Source organism: Streptomyces monashensis, from assembly GCF_001866665.1.
Taxonomy (GTDB): domain Bacteria; phylum Actinomycetota; class Actinomycetes; order Streptomycetales; family Streptomycetaceae; genus Streptomyces; species Streptomyces monashensis.
This window is the reverse complement of the sequence record NZ_MLYO01000009.1, coordinates 298,295-316,751: the sequence shown is the minus strand read 5'-3', so window position 1 is coordinate 316,751 and position 18,457 is coordinate 298,295. Positions and strand designations below refer to the sequence as shown.

The 18,457-nt window shown below is 71.3% G+C and carries 17 protein-coding genes and 2 pseudogenes; 13 read left to right on the top strand and 6 right to left on the bottom strand.

Annotation, left to right across the window (positions count from 1 at the left end; genetic code table 11):
- The coding region (locus tag BIV23_RS02780) for an MBL fold metallo-hydrolase (RefSeq protein ID WP_079172905.1) at positions 1 to 1,109 on the top strand (1,109 nt) is incomplete at its 5' end.
- Between the two features lie 44 nt (positions 1,110 to 1,153).
- Here the strand turns inward: BIV23_RS02780 and BIV23_RS45600 are convergent.
- A pseudogene (locus BIV23_RS45600) lies at positions 1,154 to 1,354 on the bottom strand (MBL fold metallo-hydrolase); the annotation flags it as partial.
- An 85-nt stretch (positions 1,355 to 1,439) separates the two neighbouring features.
- Here BIV23_RS45600 and BIV23_RS02775 point away from each other — a divergent pair.
- From BIV23_RS02775 to dnaK, 5 genes and pseudogenes are all read left to right on the top strand, one after another.
- Entirely contained in the window at positions 1,440 to 1,871 is a 432-nt protein-coding gene (locus tag BIV23_RS02775; RefSeq protein WP_071379069.1) for a hypothetical protein, read from the top strand.
- A gap of 131 nt (positions 1,872 to 2,002) precedes the next feature.
- Positions 2,003 to 2,278: a phage holin family protein gene (locus tag BIV23_RS02770; protein WP_177239645.1), complete on the top strand. Its 276-nt coding sequence runs from the start codon at positions 2,003 to 2,005 to the stop codon at positions 2,276 to 2,278.
- A pseudogene (locus BIV23_RS02765) lies at positions 2,215 to 2,529 on the top strand (hypothetical protein); the annotation flags it as partial. The gene BIV23_RS02770 and the pseudogene BIV23_RS02765, both read left to right, overlap by 64 nt.
- 158 nt (positions 2,530 to 2,687) lie before the next feature.
- Positions 2,688 to 3,113 carry an OsmC family protein gene (locus tag BIV23_RS02760; RefSeq protein ID WP_071372709.1) on the top strand — a complete coding sequence of 142 codons (426 nt, stop codon included), beginning with the start codon at positions 2,688 to 2,690 and terminating at the stop codon, positions 3,111 to 3,113.
- A 274-nt stretch (positions 3,114 to 3,387) separates the two neighbouring features.
- Positions 3,388 to 5,256, top strand: a complete 1,869-nt coding sequence (gene dnaK, locus BIV23_RS02755; protein ID WP_071379066.1) for a molecular chaperone DnaK — start codon at positions 3,388 to 3,390, stop codon at positions 5,254 to 5,256.
- A 42-nt stretch (positions 5,257 to 5,298) separates the two neighbouring features.
- Here dnaK and BIV23_RS02750 read toward each other — a convergent pair whose 3' ends face one another.
- From BIV23_RS02750 to BIV23_RS02740, 3 genes are all read right to left on the bottom strand, one after another.
- Positions 5,299 to 5,493 carry a hypothetical protein gene (locus BIV23_RS02750; RefSeq protein ID WP_071379065.1) on the bottom strand — a complete coding sequence of 65 codons (195 nt, stop codon included), beginning with the start codon at positions 5,491 to 5,493 and terminating at the stop codon, positions 5,299 to 5,301.
- 95 nt (positions 5,494 to 5,588) lie between these two features.
- The gene (locus tag BIV23_RS02745; RefSeq protein ID WP_107471043.1) at positions 5,589 to 6,452 is read right to left on the bottom strand and encodes a helix-turn-helix domain-containing protein; all 864 of its coding nucleotides are present in this window, start codon (positions 6,450 to 6,452) and stop codon (positions 5,589 to 5,591) included.
- A 159-nt stretch (positions 6,453 to 6,611) separates the two neighbouring features.
- Complete coding sequence (locus tag BIV23_RS02740; RefSeq protein WP_071379064.1) at positions 6,612 to 7,475, bottom strand: helix-turn-helix domain-containing protein; 864 nt, start codon at positions 7,473 to 7,475, stop codon at positions 6,612 to 6,614.
- A 30-nt stretch (positions 7,476 to 7,505) separates the two neighbouring features.
- Between BIV23_RS02740 and BIV23_RS02735 the strand changes: the two genes are divergently transcribed.
- The 3 genes from BIV23_RS02735 to BIV23_RS02725 are packed head-to-tail and all read left to right on the top strand — an operon-like array spanning position 7,506 to position 9,747.
- The gene (locus BIV23_RS02735) at positions 7,506 to 8,618 is read left to right on the top strand and encodes an ADP-ribosylglycohydrolase family protein (RefSeq protein WP_079172896.1); all 1,113 of its coding nucleotides are present in this window, start codon (positions 7,506 to 7,508) and stop codon (positions 8,616 to 8,618) included.
- A 47-nt stretch (positions 8,619 to 8,665) separates the two neighbouring features.
- Positions 8,666 to 8,971: a 4a-hydroxytetrahydrobiopterin dehydratase gene (locus BIV23_RS02730; protein WP_071379063.1), complete on the top strand. Its 306-nt coding sequence runs from the start codon at positions 8,666 to 8,668 to the stop codon at positions 8,969 to 8,971.
- A gap of 5 nt (positions 8,972 to 8,976) precedes the next feature.
- On the top strand, positions 8,977 to 9,747 hold the full coding sequence (locus BIV23_RS02725) for a class I SAM-dependent methyltransferase (protein ID WP_071379062.1): 771 nt from the start codon (positions 8,977 to 8,979) through the stop codon (positions 9,745 to 9,747).
- A 101-nt stretch (positions 9,748 to 9,848) separates the two neighbouring features.
- On the opposite strand, the gene BIV23_RS02720 is transcribed toward BIV23_RS02725, so the two are convergent.
- On the bottom strand, positions 9,849 to 12,767 hold the full coding sequence (locus BIV23_RS02720) for a glycoside hydrolase family 48 protein (RefSeq protein ID WP_071379061.1): 2,919 nt from the start codon (positions 12,765 to 12,767) through the stop codon (positions 9,849 to 9,851).
- A gap of 292 nt (positions 12,768 to 13,059) precedes the next feature.
- Here BIV23_RS02720 and BIV23_RS02715 point away from each other — a divergent pair, with 292 nt between their 5' ends.
- The gene (locus BIV23_RS02715) at positions 13,060 to 14,526 is read left to right on the top strand and encodes a cellulose binding domain-containing protein (RefSeq protein WP_079172895.1); all 1,467 of its coding nucleotides are present in this window, start codon (positions 13,060 to 13,062) and stop codon (positions 14,524 to 14,526) included.
- A 30-nt stretch (positions 14,527 to 14,556) separates the two neighbouring features.
- Complete coding sequence (locus BIV23_RS02710) at positions 14,557 to 16,287, top strand: glycoside hydrolase family 6 protein (protein WP_071379059.1); 1,731 nt, start codon at positions 14,557 to 14,559, stop codon at positions 16,285 to 16,287.
- A 51-nt stretch (positions 16,288 to 16,338) separates the two neighbouring features.
- On the opposite strand, the gene BIV23_RS53820 is transcribed toward BIV23_RS02710, so the two are convergent.
- Positions 16,339 to 16,545 (bottom strand): hypothetical protein, encoded by a 207-nt coding sequence (locus tag BIV23_RS53820; RefSeq protein ID WP_071379058.1) that lies wholly within the window; start codon positions 16,543 to 16,545, stop codon positions 16,339 to 16,341.
- A gap of 158 nt (positions 16,546 to 16,703) precedes the next feature.
- On the opposite strand from BIV23_RS53820, the gene BIV23_RS02700 reads away from it, so the two are divergent.
- Both BIV23_RS02700 and BIV23_RS02695 read left to right on the top strand, forming a co-directional pair.
- On the top strand, positions 16,704 to 17,642 hold the full coding sequence (locus BIV23_RS02700; RefSeq protein ID WP_071379057.1) for a class I SAM-dependent methyltransferase: 939 nt from the start codon (positions 16,704 to 16,706) through the stop codon (positions 17,640 to 17,642).
- Positions 17,643 to 17,755: 113 nt separating this feature from the next.
- On the top strand, positions 17,756 to 18,457 hold the full coding sequence (locus BIV23_RS02695) for an SDR family oxidoreductase (RefSeq protein ID WP_071379056.1): 702 nt from the start codon (positions 17,756 to 17,758) through the stop codon (positions 18,455 to 18,457).

Sequence of the window (18,457 nt, the reverse complement as noted above, 5' to 3'; positions counted from 1 at the left end):
CACCCCTCGCCCCCTCCGTCCCACCCCTCGCCGAACCCCGCCCCTTGGGCGAACACCGGGTATGGCCACGGACGTTCCACGACCGGCTCACCGCCCCGCTGCCCGGCCTCAGGGCAATGGCCCGCTTCGCCCGCGAAGGCGCCGTACGCCCCGGCGCCGAAGGCCTCGCCGACCTCCCCCTGCTCCCCGTCGAACCCGGCCCGCTGCCCCGCCCCGACACCCACACCCTCGCCGTCACCTGGGCCGGCCACGCCAGCTGGATCGTCCGCATAGGCGGCCTGACCGTCCTCACCGACCCCGTCTGGTCCCGCCGCATCCTCGGCACCCCCGCCCGCATCACCCCCGTCGGCGTCCCCTGGCAGAGCCTGCCCCGCATCGACGCCGTCGTCATCAGCCACAACCACTACGACCACCTCGACGCCCCCACTCTGCGCCGACTCCCGCGCACCACACCGCTGTTCGTCCCCGCCGGACTCGCCCACTGGTTCCGGCGCCGCCGCTTCACCCACGTCACCGAACTCGACTGGTGGGAAGGCGCCGAACTCTCCGGAGTCCGCTTCGACTTCGTCCCCGCCCACCACTGGTCCAAGCGCACCCTCACCGACACCTGCCGCAGCCTGTGGGGCGGCTGGATCCTCACCGGCACCGACGGCCGGCGCCTCTACTTCGCCGGCGACACCGGCTACGGCCACTGGTTCTCCCGCATCGGCCGCCGCTACCCCGGCATCGACCTCGCCCTCATGCCCATCGGCGCCTACGACCCCCGCTGGTGGCTCAGCGACGTCCACTGCGACCCCGAAGAAGCCGTCCGCGCCACCCTCGACCTCGGCGCCCCCCGCATGGCCCCCATGCACTGGGGCACCTTCGTCCTCTCCGCCGAACCGGTCCTCGAACCGCTCACCCGCGTGCGCACGGCCTGGCAGAAGGCAGGGCTGGAGCGGGAAGACCTGTGGGATCTCCCGGTCGGCGCCTCCAGAGCGCTCGGCCGCAGCACCCCGCACGAGACGCGGGAAACCGTGCGGTCAACCACCACGAACCCGCAGCCCGAAACGACCCCCCACCCCGACGGCGCTACCGAAACCGCCGCACCACGCTCGGCACCGCACTGACCACCACCGTCAGCGCCACCGCCACCACGACCCGCCAGCCGCCGCGACGGCACATGCGGATGATCGGCGTGCAGATGGGACACGAGCACCACGTCCGCACACCGGGCCCCCGCCGGCGGTACGTCCCCCCGGCGCCGCCTCAGATGCGCGAGCCGGTGCGCGAACAGAGGATCGGTCAGCACCCGGATCCCCGCATCCTCGATCGTGCACGTCGCGTGACCCCACCAGGTGATCTCCACCGGCACCTTCGTCCGCCTCCTTCACGCGACTCCCCGAAGCCTACGGGCAGGAGTAGGGTCGGCGGCGAAACCCGGAGGTGAGGGGGACTCCATGGGACAACCGCAGGCCACCTCCGGCACGCCCGCGCCCGTACGGGTCACCGCCATCGCCAGCCTGACCCCGCTCGAGGAACTGGAGGCCGACCCCTTCCTCGTCGACGCCCGCAGCCAGCACGCCATGTGCGCCCGCTGGGCCGCCGAGCACGGATACGTCGTCGCCCGCGAACTCCTCGTCGGCGGCCTGCGCTTCGACCACTGCGCCCTGTGGGACGGCGTCCGCCCCGGCATCGACGTGTTCGTCGCCCCCAGCCTCCGCGTCCTGCGCCGCGCCCTGTCCTCCGTCGAGGCCTTCACCGCCGAATGCGCCCGGCGCGGAGTGCGCGTGGAGACGGCCGACCGCGCCGAACCGGCCTACGACGCCCAGATGAAGGCCCGCGTCCACCGCCGGCTGTCCATGCCGACCGCAGGCTACGACGGCCGCTGAGCCGCCACCGAGCCGCACAGCCGCAGGCCGGCGCCCCGGTCCGGTATGACAAGGTGGAGCGGGGCCCGGGCGTCGAGCGGCCCGGGACGCGACGTGGACACGGCGTGCGAGGCGTACAAGGCATACGGGGCGTGCGGGGAGTACGAGGCGCTCCGTGGCGGCGGATCGCCAGCCAGATCGGACGGAGCACCACCGTATGGGCGGCCTCCACCCTCACCATGCTGGTCCTCGCCGCCCTCCTGCCCGACTTCCAGCTCCAGTCCGCCGACGGCGACAGCGCCACCCGGATTGCCATCACCGCCGCCTGTGGCGCCGGCGCCTTCGGCGTCCTGTCGGCCATCGCCTGGCCGCTCCTGGTCCGGCTCCTGCTTCTCCTCCCCGCCCGCACACGGCCGACATCATGGTGAACTCCGCGTACGACCCGGCCGACGGCGAGGTGCTCGCCTTCGAGGAGCAGATCGGCTCCCACGGCGGCCTCGGCGGCGCCCAGTCCCGCCCGTTCCTGCTCTCTCCGCTGGACCTGTCCGCACCGGCCGCGGACCACGAGGAACTGGCCGGCGCCGAGCAGGTGCACCACGTACTGCCCCGCTGGCTGCGCGAGCTGAACGGCCCCGAGGTCCCGCTCACCGCCGCCACCGAGGAGGAACAGGCGGCCTGAACACCGCGGAGAGCCCGGCGGAACGCACCGTCACCTTCCGTTCACCGCGTGTGGGCCGGTCTTCGGCCTGCGGCGGGTCCGGATGTGATCGGATGGGGACACGGAACCCGGAAACGGCACCCCGGAAACGGGACCGACCACCCGCGAAAGGAACCACCGTGGCCACCACGCGTACCGCGCACACCGTCTGGGAGGGCGAGCTGCTCACGGGCAGCGGCACCGTCACCTTCGACTCCTCCGGCATCGGCTCGCAGCCGGTGTCGTGGCCGTCGCGCGCCGAGCAGGCGAACGGCAGGACCAGCCCCGAGGAGCTGATCGCCGCCGCCCACTCCAGCTGCTTCTCCATGGCCCTCTCGCACGGTCTGACCGGCGCCGGCACCCCGCCCACCCGCCTGGAGACGAAGGCCGACGTGACCTTCCAGCCCGGCACGGGCATCACCGGCATCCACCTCTGGGTGCGCGGCGAGGTCCCCGGCCTCGACGAGGAGGGCTTCGCCTCGGCCGCCGAGGACGCCAAGAAGAACTGCCCGGTCAGCCAGGCCCTGGCCGGTACGACCATCACCCTCTCGGCCGAGCTGGCCTGACGCCCGTACGACATCCGGTGCCGCGTCCCGTCCCGGGGGCGCGGCACCGCCGTTCCCCGGGACCGTGAGCATCCGGTATCCCATATCCCATATCTCGTATCCGATATCCCGCATCCGGTATCTCGCATCCGATATCCCGCATCCGGTATCCGGTATCTCGTATCCGATATCCATTATCCGGCATCCGGCCCATCCGCCCATTGACACCGCCGTACGCACGTCATGTGCTGGGAGTGCCGAAGGACGCCCTGGCGCAAGCGGAAGGGGACGGATCATGGCACGTGCGGTCGGGATCGATCTCGGGACGACCAACTCGGTGGTGGCCCTCCTGGAGGGCGGCGAGCCCACCGTCGTCACCAACGCGGAGGGCGCGCGGACCACGCCGTCGGTGGTGGCGTTCGCGAAGAACGGAGAGGTGCTGGTCGGCGAGGTCGCCAAGCGGCAGGCCGTGACGAACGTGGAGCGCACCGCCCGTTCGGTGAAACGGCACATGGGCGATGCCGCCTGGCGCTTCCCCGACAGCGGTACGGTCGACGGATCCCGGCTGCGCGCGCAGGAACTGTCGGCGCGGGTGCTGCAGAAACTGAAGCGGGACGCGGAGGCCTACCTCGGGGAGGACGTCTCGGACGCGGTGATCACCGTACCGGCGTACTTCGACGACGCCCAGCGCCAGGCCACCAAGGAGGCCGGGGAGATCGCCGGCCTGAAGGTGCTCAGGATCATCAACGAGCCGACCGCGGCCGCCCTCGCCTACGGCCTGGACCGGGGCGAGGAGCAGACGGTCCTGGTCTTCGACCTCGGCGGCGGTACCTTCGACGTGTCCCTGCTGGAGATCGGCGACGGCGTCATCGAGGTGAAGGCCACCAACGGCGACACCCACCTCGGCGGCGACGACTGGGACCAGCGGATCGTCGAGCATCTGGCGAAGCGGTTCAAGGCCGGGCACGGCATCGACCTGGGTGCCGACAAGATGGCCGTGCAGCGGCTGCGGGAGGCCGCCGAGAAGGCCAAGATCGAGCTGTCGTCGTCCTCCGAGACCACGATCAACCTGCCCTACATCACCGCCTCCGCCGCGGGCCCGCTGCACCTGGAGGAGAAACTGACGCGCGCCCAGTTCCAGGAGCTGACCGCCGACCTGCTCGACCGCTGCAAACAGCCCTTCCACCAGGCTGTGCGGGACGCGGGGATCGAGCTGTCCGCGATCGACCACGTCATCCTCGTCGGCGGCTCCACCCGGATGCCGGCCGTCACCGACCTGGTGCGCGAACTCACCGGCAAGGACCCGCACAAGGGCGTCAACCCCGACGAGGTCGTCGCTGTCGGAGCCGCGCTCCAGGCGGGCGTGCTGCGCGGCGACGTCAAGGACGTCCTGCTCCTCGACGTCACCCCGCTGTCCCTCGGCATCGAGACCAAGGGCGGCATCATGACCAGGCTGATCGAGCGCAACACCACGATCCCGACGCGCCGTTCGGAGATCTTCACCACCGCCACCGACAACCAGCCCTCGGTCGGCATCCAGGTCTACCAGGGCGAACGCGAGATCGCCGCCTACAACAAGAAGCTCGGCGTCTTCGACCTCACCGGGCTGCCGCCCGCCCCGCGCGGCGTCCCGCAGATCGAGGTGGCCTTCGACATCGACGCCAACGGGATCATGCACGTCTCCGCCAAGGACCTCGCGACGGGCCGCGAGCAGAAGATGACCGTCACCGGCGGCTCCGCCCTGCCCAAGGACGACATCGACCGCATGATGCGCGAGGCGGAACAGTACGCCGAGGAGGACCGCCGGCGCCGGGAGGCCGCGGAGACCCGCAACCAGGCCGAGCAACTCGTCTACCAGACCGAGAAGTTCCTGCGCGACAACGAGGACCGCATCCCCGCCGAGACCAGGTCGGAGGTCCAGGAGGCGGCCACGGAACTCAAAGGCCTCCTGGAGCGGAACGCGGAGACCGGCGAACTCCGCACCGGCGTCGAGAAACTCGCCACCGTCAGCCAGAAGATGGGCCAGGCCATGTACGCCAACGCCTCCGCCTCCGCCGGCGAACCGGGCCCCGCCACGGAACAGGAAACCCCCGCCGACGAGGAGGGCGTGGTGGACGCGGAGATCGTGGACGAGGACCGGGACACCAAGGGGGGCGCGGCCTGACTCCCCGGCCGCGACCGGCCCCGACGGTCCGGGCGCGCGGGCTCAGCGGTCGCGGATCCCGGCGCCGGCGCCCGGCTGCGTCGACGGTATGCGGTCGACAGGATCCTGTAGACAGTCGCGCGTCACCGGGAACGGCAGGCCCGTGCCACCTCCGTGCTGGCTGGCGTCGACCCGTACCGGCTCGCGCTCGGGCATGCGCTCGGGTACGGGCGCGGCTTCGGGGCCGGGTTCGGTCATGGAACGTGTTCTCCCAGGGGGCCAGGAGGCGGTCCGGCCCGTACGGGATGCCACAGGTCTGCGGCGCGGGGATGCGGCACGGCCGTGGACGCGGGTCACAGGGCCTCGCGGAACTCCCGCAGCAGGCTCTGCGTGCGCTGCGCCGACGCGGCCCGGGCCGTCATGTGGTCCAGCACCTCCAGATGCGCGGCCACCTCGCGACGGGAGTCCAGGTACAGCGCGCCGGTCAGGTACTCGGTGAACACCATGTCCGGCAGCTCCGGCTCTGCGAACCGGAACAGCGTGAACGGCGCGTACGTCCCCGGATGCGGGCCAGCCGAGAACTCGGCGATCTGCAGCGTGACCCGGTCCCGCGCGGCGAACTCCAGCAGCTTGTCCAGCTGGTGGCGCATCACCTCGCCGTGGATGCTCACCGGGCGCCGCAGCACCGTCTCGTCCATGATCACCCACAGGTGGGGCGGGTCGTCGCGCTCCAGCAGCCGCTGCCGCTCCAGACGCAGCGACACATGCCGTTCCACGGTGTGCGGCGAGGTCTGCCCGATCGTGCCGGCCTCCATCACCGCGCGCGCGTACTCCTCGGTCTGCAGCAGACCGGGTACGAAGTGCGGCTCGTAGGAGCGGATGATCCGGGCGGCGCCCTCCAGGCTGACGTACATGCTGAACCAGTCCGGCAGCACGTCGTGGAACCGCTGCCACCACCCCGGCTGGTTCGCCTCCTCGGCCAGCCGCACGAACGCGGCCGCCTCCTCCTCGGGCACCCCGTAGGTCTCCAGCAGCACCTGCACGTAGGGGATCTTCAGGGCGACGTCGGCCATCTCCATGCGCCGTACGGTCGCCGACGCCACCCGCAGGATTCGGGCGGCCTCGTCCCGGGTGAGGCCCGCCGCCTCGCGCAGCTCCTGCAACCGTTTGCCGAGCACCACCTGGCCCACGGTGGGCGCGGCCCGCCGCTCACTCACGCCACGCCTCCCCTACGCGCCGAAGTACCCGGGCAGTCTGCCACGTGATCGCCTCTCGCACACGGGTCCGAGGGGATCGGATTGGCCGACGAACGCCGTGGCGGCGCGGGAGAAGCGTGGTAAGGGCAGGCAGGGGAGGCAGGGACGTGGCAGGTGCGGTCAACCGGCCATCGTGTGCAGGTACTTGGCGGTGGCCGGATCCGCGGGCAGGAACGTCTCGATGGCGAGTTCGGCGACCGTCACGTCCATCGGCGTGTTGAAGGTGGAGATCGACGACACGAACGACAGGATCCGGCCGTCGTGCTCGATGCGCATCGGCAGCGCGAAGTACGCGACGGGGCCGGCGGGTTCATGGCCGTCGCCACCGTCTCCGCTGTCGTCACGCGCGTTCTCGGGCACCGGATAGGCCGCCACCTCCTCGTACAGGGCGCGCAGCCGCTCCGAGCGCTGCAGGGCGATCTGCCGCTCCATCTGCTCCAGCAGATGCCCGCGCCAGGCACGCAGGTTGCGGATGCGCGGCGCCAGACCCTGCGGGTGCAGGGTCAGCCGCATCGCGTTCGGCGCCGGCGCCAGCAGGGTCTCCGGCACCCCGTCCAGCAGCATCGCGATGCCCCGGTTCGCGGCCACGACCGTGTAGCAGGCGTCGACCACCAGCGCGGGGTACGGCTCGTAGCACTGGATGAGGTGTTCCAGCCCGGCCCGCAGCGCGTCGAGCGCCGGGTCGTCCAGCGGGGTCTCCGGATAGTGCGGGGCGTAACCGGCCGCCAGCAGCAGGGAGTTGCGCTCGCGCACCGGGACGTCCAGATGCTCGGCGAGCCGCAGCACCATCTCCTCGCTCGGCCGCGACCGGCCGGTCTCGACGAAACTGATGTGCCGCGCCGAGGAGTCGGCGCGCAGCGCCAGCTCCAGCTGCGAGACCCGGCGCCGCTCCCGCCAGGCGCGCAGCAGCGGGCCGACGCCCTTGTCCGCGGCGGCGACGGGGGCGGTGGCGGACGCGGAAGGACCGGAGGCGACAATGGTCATACGTCCGACCGTAGTCGAGGAGTTGCTCCGTTGCGCACGAACGAGCCGTGGCACACGCCGCCCCGGTCCCCGTCCCTCCTGGCCGCGGCAGTCCACCGGGCCCGCGTCCGCGGCTGCCTCCTCGGCGGCGCGCTCGGTGACGCCCTCGGCTATCCCGTGGAGTTCGCCTCGCTGGACCGCATCCGCGCCGCGCACGGTGCGCACGGGGTCACCGGCCTCGTACCCGGAGCGCACGGTGCGGTCGGGCTGATCAGCGACGACACCCAGATGACCCTGTTCACCGTCGAGGCCCTGATCCAGGCGCACGCACGGCAGCGTGAGAAGGGCATCGGCGGCGCCTGGCCGCAGCTGCTGCGCCAGGCCTACGAGCGCTGGCTGGAGACCCAGTCCAAGCCGGGCCCCGAACAGCCCGTGCCGCCACAGCCCGGCACACCGCCTCCGGCCGGCCTGGTGAGCGAGGCCTGGCTGTACTCCCGCCGCGCGCCCGGAAACGCCTGCCTGTCCGGCGTCGCCCAGAGGTACGCGCCCGACCCCGCACTTCCGCTCGACGGCACACCGGGCCAGGTCAACCCCGACTCCAAGGGCTGCGGCACGGTCATGCGCTCGGCCCCCTTCGGCCTCGCGGCCCCCGCCGACGCGGCCTTCGCCATGGCGGCGCTCGGCGCGCAGATCACCCACGGCCACCCCACCGGCTACTACGCGGCCGGCGCGCTCGCCGCGATCGTCGCGCACCTGCTCGCCGGGGACTCCCTGGACGGCGCGGTGCTGCGCACACTGCGGCTGCTGGAGCGGCACCGCGGCCACACGGAGACCACGGCCGCCCTGCGTGCCGCCCTCGCCCTCGCCGACGAGGGGGCGCCGACGCCCGAGAAGACCGAGTCCCTCGGCGCGGGCTGGGTCGCCGAGGAGGCCCTCGCGATCGGCGTGTACTGCGCGCTCGCCGAGCCCGACGTCGAGCGGGCGCTGCTGCTGGCCGTCAACCACTCGGGCGACAGCGACTCCACCGGCTCGATCTGCGGCAACCTCCTCGGTGCGCTGCACGGCGACACCGGTCTGCCGCACGACTGGGTGGCCCGCGTGGAGGGCCGCTACCGGATCGCGGCCCTCGCCGACGACCTCGCGGCGGAGTGCGCACGGGCCTGACGTGGCAGGCTGAACAAGAACCGCCGACGCGAAGGGAGCCGAACGACATGGCCGTTCAACCGCTGTCGCAGAAGGAGATCGAGGACCGGCTCGCGGAGCTGCCCGGCTGGTCGCTGGACGGGGACAAGCTCGCCCGCTCCTACCGGCTCGGCTCGCACGTCGCGGCGGCGGCGCTGGTCATGCACATCGCCGCCGTCCAGGACGAACTGGACCACCACTCCGACCTCACCCTCGGCTACCGCACCGTCTCCCTCACCGTGCACACGCACAGCGCCGGCGGTGCCGTCACCGAGGCGGACTTCGCTCTCGCCCGCAGGGTGGAGGACATCGCTCCAGGTCACGGCGCACACTGAGGAACGTGCTCGATTACGACAAGGAAGCCGACGCCTACGACGCGTCCCGCGGCGGCGAGGCCCGTGCCCACGCCGCCGCCGAAGCGGTGCTCGATCTGATCCCCGAGGGGCCGGGCCGGCTCCTCGACGTGGCCTGCGGCACCGGCATCCTCACCCGCCGGCTGGCCGCGGGCCGCCCCGCGCTGCGGGTGACCGGCGTCGACCTCACCGCCGCGATGGTCCGCAGGGCCGGGGCGAGACTCCCGGGCGCGGTCGTCCGCGCCGACAGCCGCCGCCTGCCGTTCCCCACCGGCACGTTCGACGCGGTCACCAGCGTCTGGCTGCTGCACCTGCTGGACGACGCCGGGGACGTCCGCGCGATCGTCGCCGAGTGCGCCCGTGTGCTGCGGCCCGGCGGGGTCTACGTCACCACCGTCGACAAGGCCGACGCGCACGACGTCGGCAGCGACATCGACACCGTCCTGGCCGACCGCCCGCGCCGCCCCGCCCAGGACGCCGCCGCCACCGTCACCGCGCACGCCGTCCGGCACGGACTGGAGCCGGCCGGCGCGGGCTTGTTCCGCGGCGCCGGCCAGGGCCGCAGCCCGCGCACCACCATCGCCGACCTGCGCCGCGGCTGGTTCACCCAGCTGCCGCCGGGCGAGCCGCGCAGCGAGCAGTTCGCCGCGCGCCTCGCCCGCCTCCCGGACCAGGACCGTCCCCGCCCGGACCCGGTGTTCGCCGTGCGGGCGTACCGCAAACCGGCGGTGTCGGTGGGGGAGGGCACCGGGGCATGACGTGACGGCCGGGCGGCCCCCTGCGCGGGTGGGGACTGCCCGGCCCTGCGCCGGCCCCGTCGCCCTGTGACGGGGCCGTGCACGCGGAGCGCCGGCGGGGACTATTCGAGGAGCTCCGCGTACGAGCCCATGGCCAGGGCGATGTCCGCCTCGGCCCAGAACCGGTGATAGGTGAACGTGGGCGCGGCCCCGCCCTTGAGGTAGGTCTCGATCTTCGACCAGGCCGGGTCGTTCTTGTAGAAGGACCGCAGCGTGGTGAAGGTGGCCGAGGAGTCGATCGCGTCACCGTTGGGCATGGTGCCGCTCCAGCCGCTCGGCACGTACACGCTGTCGCCGAACCGGCTGTAGTCGGCGCGGGTCTCGGGGACGGCGATGCCGAGGCCGTCCTGGTCGTTGTTCCACATGCCGTCCAGCAGCGCCTTCGCCGTCGACCTGGCCGTGGCGTCACCCGACCTGGCGCCGTAGTACGTCAGCGTCTTCGCGTACGCCGCGGCCACCCCGACGTCGTCGGTGTAGTCGGCGACGGTGACGTGAAGTGAGCTGTTGGAGCCGGGACTTGACGGGTTCCAGGTGTCCGGCCGGCCGGACCACTGGAGGGTCGAAGGGATACGGAAGGTACCGTCGGGGTTGATCGTCGTCCGGGACAGCGCCCACTTCACCCACTTGTCGAGGACCGCCTTCGCGGTGGCGTTCCCCGTCTGCTGGTAGTACTCGGCGACCCGCTCCATCGACCACGCCTGGAAGCCGAACCACTGGTTGGACGGCGGGTCGTGGTAGACCGGCTCCCAGTCGTAGTACATACCGTAGAAGGTCGGTGTGCCGGCCGGCGGGCTCGCGTACCGGCCCTGCCAGCTGTTGGTCGCGCCGCCCGCGATCGCGCCCTCGGACGACTGGAGCCACTGGTAGAACTCCAGCTGCCGCTGCAGCGACTTGCCCCAATCGGCCGCGCCCGTCGCCGACTTCGGCTCCAGGTCCGGGTAGCTGCTCAGCGCGTAGGCGGCCAGCGGGTTCTGGTAGCCGCCGTGGACATGGCTGGAGCCGATCCGCCAGGACCAGCCCGCACTGGAATCGGTGGCGCCGCCCCACGCGTAGTACCAGGACAGCAGATAGTGCGAGGCGTCCTTGCCGGTGCCGGCCGCGCAGGCCGAGGGACCGACACAGTCGCCGATCTTCTTGAAGTACTTGTCGTACATCGCGTACCGCAGGTAGTCGCCCATCTTCGCGGCCTTGGCGACCGTCGCGGACACGTCACCGCTCTTTCCCTGCTCCTTGGCCCACACGTCGGCCCAGTACGCCGCCTGCACCGCGCGGGCGTCCGCGTCCGGGGCGTCGGTGTACTTCCACTGCCTGGCATAGGAGTTGTCGCCGGTGAACAGGTCCAGGTAACCGTTCTTGCCGCCGTACTTGAACGCGTCGCAGGTCGGTTGTGGAACCGTTTCCCACACCGATTCCTGCGGCCCGCGCTGGAAGGTGTTCAGGTACGACGGTCCGCTCGCCGTCGGGCCGCCCTCGCAGGTGCCGCCGGGCGTGTCGCCGTAGCCGTAGACGTTGTCGACGTCCTCGATCCAGTGCATACCGTACACATCGTCGGTACCGTATGCGGTCTTCAGTTCACCGGCGATCGGATCCGATCCCACCGCGACCGACGGGTCCAGCTTCGCCGGATACTGGTCCGGAGTGTCCTCCTCGGGCGCGTACGTCGCCGGCTTGGAGGCGTTGTAGAAGGAACTCGTCGGCTGGTCGGCGTGCGTGGGGATCATGTACTTCTCCATCAGCGTCCACGCGCCGTTGAACTTCGACCAGTCACCGGTGACCTTGCCGTACATCGCCTGGAGCCACAGAAGGTAGCTCCAGGCCTCCGACGTGGTCTCGTGACCGTAGTCCGGGGCCTCGACGATCAGCGTCTCCACCGAGTGGTACGGGATGCCCTGCGGGGAGAAGTAGCCGCTTGCGGGATCGGTGATCTTCCCGTACAGATCCAGGAACCGCTGGTCGTACGTCTTCGCCGCCGCCAGTTCCGTCACGGTGACCGTGGCCTTGGTGTGGCCGTCCGCCGAGGCGGTGAACGTCGCCGCGCCGGTGCCGGAGGAGTCCGCCGAGACGGTGACCGGCTGGGCGGTGTCCCAGTTCGACGGCGTGAACGTCAGGGAGGAGCCGACGCTCACGGACAGTCCCGTGTTGCCGTCCGTACGGGCCACGCTCACCGTCACGTCCGTGCTCGGCTGCGTCGACAGCTTCACGCCGAACGTCCCCGACTTGCCTTGCTGGACGCCGAGTTGGGACGGCGAGGCCACCACCGCGGGTCCCGAGGCGACCGTGACGCCGACCGGCGTGGACTCGGCCGAGGCGCCCGTACTGTCGTACGCCTTCGCCACCAGCGAGTGACTGCCTATGGTCAGATCGGAGACCGACAGCGTGAACGGCGCGCTCGTGTCCGTCCCCAGCAGCGTGGTGTCGTCGTAGAACTCCACCTTGCTGATCGTCGCGCCGTCGGCGGCCGCCGCGGTTGCGGCGAGCGGGATCGCGTCCCCGTGCGTGTACACCGCTCCCGCACTCGGGCTGGTCAGCACCGTGACCGGCGGCTGGTGCGCACCGGCGCACGTCGTGCCGTTGACCGAGAAGGAGGCGGGGGCGGTGTTGGTGCCGCTGTAGGTGAACTGCGCGCCGGTGCTGACGGCGGCGCCCGCGGCGATGGTGGCGTTGTACGACGCGCTCTGCACGGAAACCGTCGCGCCGGACTGGGACCAGGTGCCGTTCCAGCCGTTCGTCAGCTTCTGGTCGCCGGAGTAGGCGTACGACAGCATCCAGCCGTCGATCGCGGCGGTGCCGCGGTTGGTGATTGTGAGGCCGGCGGTGAAGCCGGACCCCCAGTCGTTGGTCGTGTAGTCGACGCTGCACTGCACGGACGCCGCGTGCGCGGTCGTCGCGCCGACGGCGAGCATCGACAGGGGCAGGGCGAACGCGGCCGCCACGGCGGTCCACCACCGCCGAACAGCTCTGTGTCTGCGTCCGGGATCCATGAGCTGGTTCCTCCTTCGGCGACTCGCGACATGCGGCTCTCGCGACGTTGAGGCTTGCGGCTCGGGAAGAAGTCAAGGCTTGAACCAGTGGGAGCGCTCCCATAGTGAGGACGACCCCGTGAACGGTCAAGGTGCTTGAAGAGTCGAAAAGATTCGACGGAAACCTTCAGGAAAAGTCAGCAACTCCCCTGGGCAACATGGCCCGTTGGCGCTACCTTCCTCCGCACCAGTGGGAGCGGTTCCAGTCAGTCGACGCGCCGGTCACGGCGCGCGCCACTGCAAGGAGTCGCTCATGCGACACCCCCCGCGTTCAGTACTTTTAGCCGCCGCCGGTGCCACCGTGCTCCTCGCGAGTGTCGTCGTCCCGGTGGTGTCCGCCCAGGGAGCCACACCCGCGTGCACCGTGGCGTACTCCGTCACCGGCCAGTGGGCGGGTGGCTTCCAGGGCTCCGTCAAAATCACCAACGACCAGACAGCCCTGAACAGTTGGCGGCTGACCTTCGACTTCGCAGACGGCCAGAAGGTCACCCAGGGCTGGAACGCCGCATGGTCCCAGTCCGGCACCACCGTGACCGCGGCGAGCGAGAGCTGGAACGCCTCCCTCGGCGCCGGCGCGAGCGTCACCGCCGGCTTCCTCGCCGACCGGTCGGGCGGCAACACCGCGCCGACCGCCTTCACGCTCAACGGCACGACCTGCAACGTCGATCCCGGACCGCCGCCGACCTCGCCACCGCCCACGACCGACACGGCACCCGCCCTCCACGTCTCCGGCACCAGGATCGAGGACACCTCCGGTGCGACCCGCCGGCTGCTCGGCGTCAACCGCTCCGGCGGCGAGTTCATGTGCGTGCAGGGCCACGGCATCTGGGACGGCCCGGTGGACGACGCCGCGATCCAGGCCATCGCCGACTGGAAGGCCGACGCCGTGCGCATCCCGCTCAACGAGGAGTGCTGGCTGGGACTTTCGAACATCAAGCCCGAGTACGGCGGCACCAACTACATCAACGCCGTCAAGAACCTGGTGGCCCGCGTCGAGACCCACGGCATGACCCCGATCCTCGACCTGCACTGGACCTACGGCCAGTACACCGGCAACTCCGCCGGCTGCTCCGACGTCCACGCCACCTGCCAGAAACCCATGCCCGACGCACAGTACAGCCCGTCGTTCTGGGCCTCGGTCGCGAGCACCTTCAAGGACGACCCGGCACCCGTGTACGACCTGTTCAACGAGCCGTACCCGGACCGTGCGACCTCCAGCACGACCGACGCCTGGACATGCTGGCGGGACGGCGGAACCTGCGCCGGGATCCCGTACGAGGTCGCCGGTATGCAGGACCTCGTCGACAGTATCCGGAACACCGGATCCACGAACGTCCTCATGGTCGGCGGTCTGGCGTATGCGAACGACCTCAGCCAGTGGACCGTGTACAAACCACAGGATCCTGTAGGCAATCTCGCCGCCGCCTACCACGGCTACAACTTCAACACCTGCGCGAGCGAGAGCTGCTGGAACTCCACGCTCGCCCCGGTCGCGGCCCAGGTGCCGCTGGTCGCCGGGGAGATCGGTGAGAACACCTGCGCGCACGGCTTCATCGACCAGGCCATGAAGTGGTTCGACGACCGGAACCTCTCCTATCTGGGCTGGGCCTGGAACACCTGGGACTGCTCCTCGGGGCCGTCCCTGATCTCCGCCTACGACGGCACACCCACCGCCTACGGCACCGGACTGCGCGACCACCTGCGCGCCCTCAACCCGTAACCCCCACCACGGAGGAAGGAACCCGCACACATGAGTCGTACCAGAACATCGATGCTCGCCGCCCTGGCGCTGGTCGCCGGCGCCTCCGGGACGGCACTCACTACCACTCCGGCCCATGCGGCGGCCGACGCGATCCCCTGCACCGTCACCTACACCGTGCAGAACCAGTGGGACACCGGCTTCACCGCAGCCGTGACCGTCACCAACAACGCGGCCGCGAAGTCGAGTTGGGCGGTGAAGTGGTCGTACGCCGGTGACCAGAAGGTCACCAGCGGCTGGAACGCGCGGATCAGCCAGAGCGGCAGCGACGTCACCGCCGCCAACGAGAGCTACAACGGCACACTCGCCACCGGATCCTCGGTCAGCTTCGGCTTCAACGGCACCTACAGCGGCACCGACACCCTGCCCACCGCCTTCACCCTCGACGGCGTCACCTGCAACGTCGACGACGGCACCGGCGGGGGCGGCGGCACGGGCGGCGGCGGAACCGGCGGCAGCGGCAGCGGCACCCGCGTCGACAACCCGTACGACGGCGCCAAGGTGTACGTGAACCCGGAGTGGTCGGCCAAGGCCGCCGCCGAACCGGGCGGCGCCCGCGTGTCCGACGAACCGACCGGCGTCTGGCTCGACCGCATCGCCGCGATCAACGGCGTCAACGGCGGCATGGGCCTGCGCGACCACCTCGACGCCGCCCTCGCCCAGAAGGGCGGCGGCCAGGAGGTCGTCCAGCTGGTCGTCTACGACCTGCCCGGCCGTGACTGCGCCGCCCTCGCCTCCAACGGCGAACTCGGCCCGGACGACATCGGAAAGTACGAGAGCCAGTTCATCGACCCGATCGCCGCGGTCCTCGCCGACCCCAAGTACGCCTCGCTGCGGATCGTCACCACGATCGAGCTCGACTCGCTGCCCAACCTCGTCACCAACACCGGCAGCCGCGCGACCGACACCCCCCAGTGCGACACCATGCTCGCCAACGGCAACTACGTGAAGGGTGTCGGCTACGCCCTCGCCAAGCTCGGCGCCATCCCGAACGTCTACAACTACCTCGACGCCGGCCACCACGGCTGGCTCGGCTGGGACGACAACTTCGCTGCCGCCGCGAACGTGTTCAAGCAGGCGGCCACTGCCTCCGGCGCGACGGTCGACGACGTCCAGGGCTTCATCACCAACACCGCCAACTACAGCGCCCTGAAGGAGGACAACTTCACGATCAACGACAGCGTGGGCGGCACCTCGGTCCGCCAGTCCAAGTGGGTCGACTGGAACCGGTACGTCGACGAGCTGTCCTTCGCCCAGGCCTTCCGCACCGAGCTGGTCTCGGTCGGCTTCAACGCGAACATCGGCATGCTGATCGACACCTCCCGCAACGGCTGGGGCGGCACCGCCCGCCCGACCGGACCGGGCCCGAAGACCAGCGTCGACGCCTACGTCGACGGCGGCCGCTACGACCGCCGCATCAACATCGGCAACTGGTGCAACCAGGCCGGAGCCGGCCTCGGCGAACGCCCGCAGGCCAACCCGGCCCCCGGGATCGACGCCTATGTGTGGATGAAGCCGCCGGGGGAGTCCGACGGCTCCAGCACCGCCATCCCGAACGACGAGGGCAAGGGCTTCGACCGGATGTGCGACCCGACGTACACGGGCAACGCCCGCAACGACAACAACATGTCGGGCGCGCTGCCGAACGCCCCGCTGTCCGGACACTGGTTCTCCGCACAGTTCCAGCAGCTGATGCAGAACGCCTACCCGCCGCTGCCGTAACCGGTCACGTGACACCGGCGCGGTGAACGTCCGCCGGGGCCCTGACGACCGCTAGCGGCCGAGGCCCCGGCGGATCGCCGTCTCCATCGGCGAGTACGCCCCGTCCGCCCGCTCCAGCGCGCACGGCACCGCCGGCATCAGCGGCGGCTGCGCCATGAAGCGGGGCCGGGAACCGTCCTCGGCGACAGCGGCCGGGACCGCGCCCTCGATCCTCACGACGCCGTCGGTGAGAAACCGCTCCGTCAGTTCGTCGTCCACGAGGTCCCATGGTGCTGCCCCGGCCGTGGCCACGCATCCGGTTTCTGCCGGACCCGCTGTTGCCGCATCGGCAATTTTTTGCGGCACCGGCAACAGGACTGGCCCCCTCGCACTGCGGGGTCGCACGCTGGCCGCACCCGAAGGAGAGGCGGACCACGATGGCACACGAGCACCACGGACAGCACGGGCACCACGAGCACGGCGGGCATCAGGCCCAGCACGCCCATGGGGGCCACGCTGGCCACGCCCGTGGCGGCGACATCGACTGGGCCGCGATGGCGGCCCACCTGGAGACGGAGGCCGAGGTGGCCGCCCCCGCGTACGAGAGCGCCCTGGCCTGGCTGGGCACGGAGGTGACCGAGCCCGGTCTGATCGTGGACGCGGGCAGCGGCCCCGGGGTGATCGCCTGCCTGTTCGCACAGGAGTTCCCCGCCGCCCGGGTGGTCGCCGCCGACGGCTCGGCACCGCTGCTGGAGCGCGCCCGCGCCCGCGCCGCCCGCGAGGGGATCGCCGACCGCTTCGACACCCTGGTCGGCGAACTCCCGGAAGTACTCGATGAGTTGGAGTATCCGGCGGACCTGCTGTGGGCCAGCCGCAGCCTGCATCACCTCGGCGACCAGAAGGCCGCACTCGCCGCGTTCGGCGCCCGGCTCGCCCCCGGCGGCACACTGGCCGTTCTGGAGGGCGGTCTGGCTCCCCGCTATCTGCCCCGCGACCTCGGCTTCGGCCGCCCCGGACTCCAGACCCGCCTCGACGCCCTCCAGGAGGACCGCTTCGCCGAGATGCGCGCCGAGCTGCCCGGCGCGGTCGCCGAGGCCGAGGACTGGCCCGCCCTGCTGGCGGCCGCCGGCCTGAAGCACACCGGCACCCGCACCTTCCTGCTCGACCTGCCCGCCCCCCTTCCCGAGAAGGCCCGCGCCTTCGTGGTCGCCATGCTGACCCGCGCCCGGGACCTCCATGCCGAGGCCCTGGACGCCGAGGACCGCGCCACCCTCGCCCGGCTCCTCGACCCCGCCGACCCGGGCAGCCTCCACCGCCGCGCCGACGTGTTCGTCCTCGCGGCCCACACGGTGCACCGGGCCGTACGGCCGGCGTAGGCGAGCGGGGGTGTGGCGGAAGGAGGGTGATTCCTCTTCGGGCGCAGGCAGTTGACTTCGAGCGCGCTCCAGGTGATGGACTCCCTCGCGTCACCGACATACAGGGGGAACCCGTGAACGACTCTCCGGTCGCACTCATCACCGGCGGCGCCACCGGCATCGGCGCCGCCGTCGCCCGGCAGCTGCTGGCCGCCGGACACCGCGTCACCGTCACCGGCCGTACGGAGTCCCGGCTGCGGGACTTCGCGGACGAGCTCGGCCGGCCCGAGGAACTGCAGACAGTCGCCGGTAATGCGTCGACATTCGACGATATACAGAATGCTGTCGACCGTACGCTCAAGGCATACGGTCGACTGGATATCGTCGTCGCCAACGCCGGTTTCGCCACCCATGACTCCGTCGCCGACGGCGACCCGGCCGGCTGGACCGAGATGGTCCTCACCAACGTCCTCGGCCCGGCCCTGCTCATCCGTGCCTCCGTCGAGGCGTTGAAGGAGACCCGTGGCCGGATCGTCCTCATCGGCAGTGTCGCCGGGTTCGTGAACACCCCCGGCAACCTCTACGGCGCCACCAAGTGGGCGGTCACCGGGCTCGCCGAGAACACCCGGCGCCAGGTCACGGAGTTCGGGGTCGGGGTGACGCTGGTCGCCCCCGGCCGGGTGGAGACCCCGTTCTGGGACGGCCTCGGCAGCCTGCCCCCGGGGCACCTGCTGACCGCCGACCAGATCGCCGACTCGGTCGTCTGGGCGATCCGGCAGCCGGCCGGGGTCGACGTCAACACCGTGGTCGTACGCCCGCTGGGACAGCCCAACTGA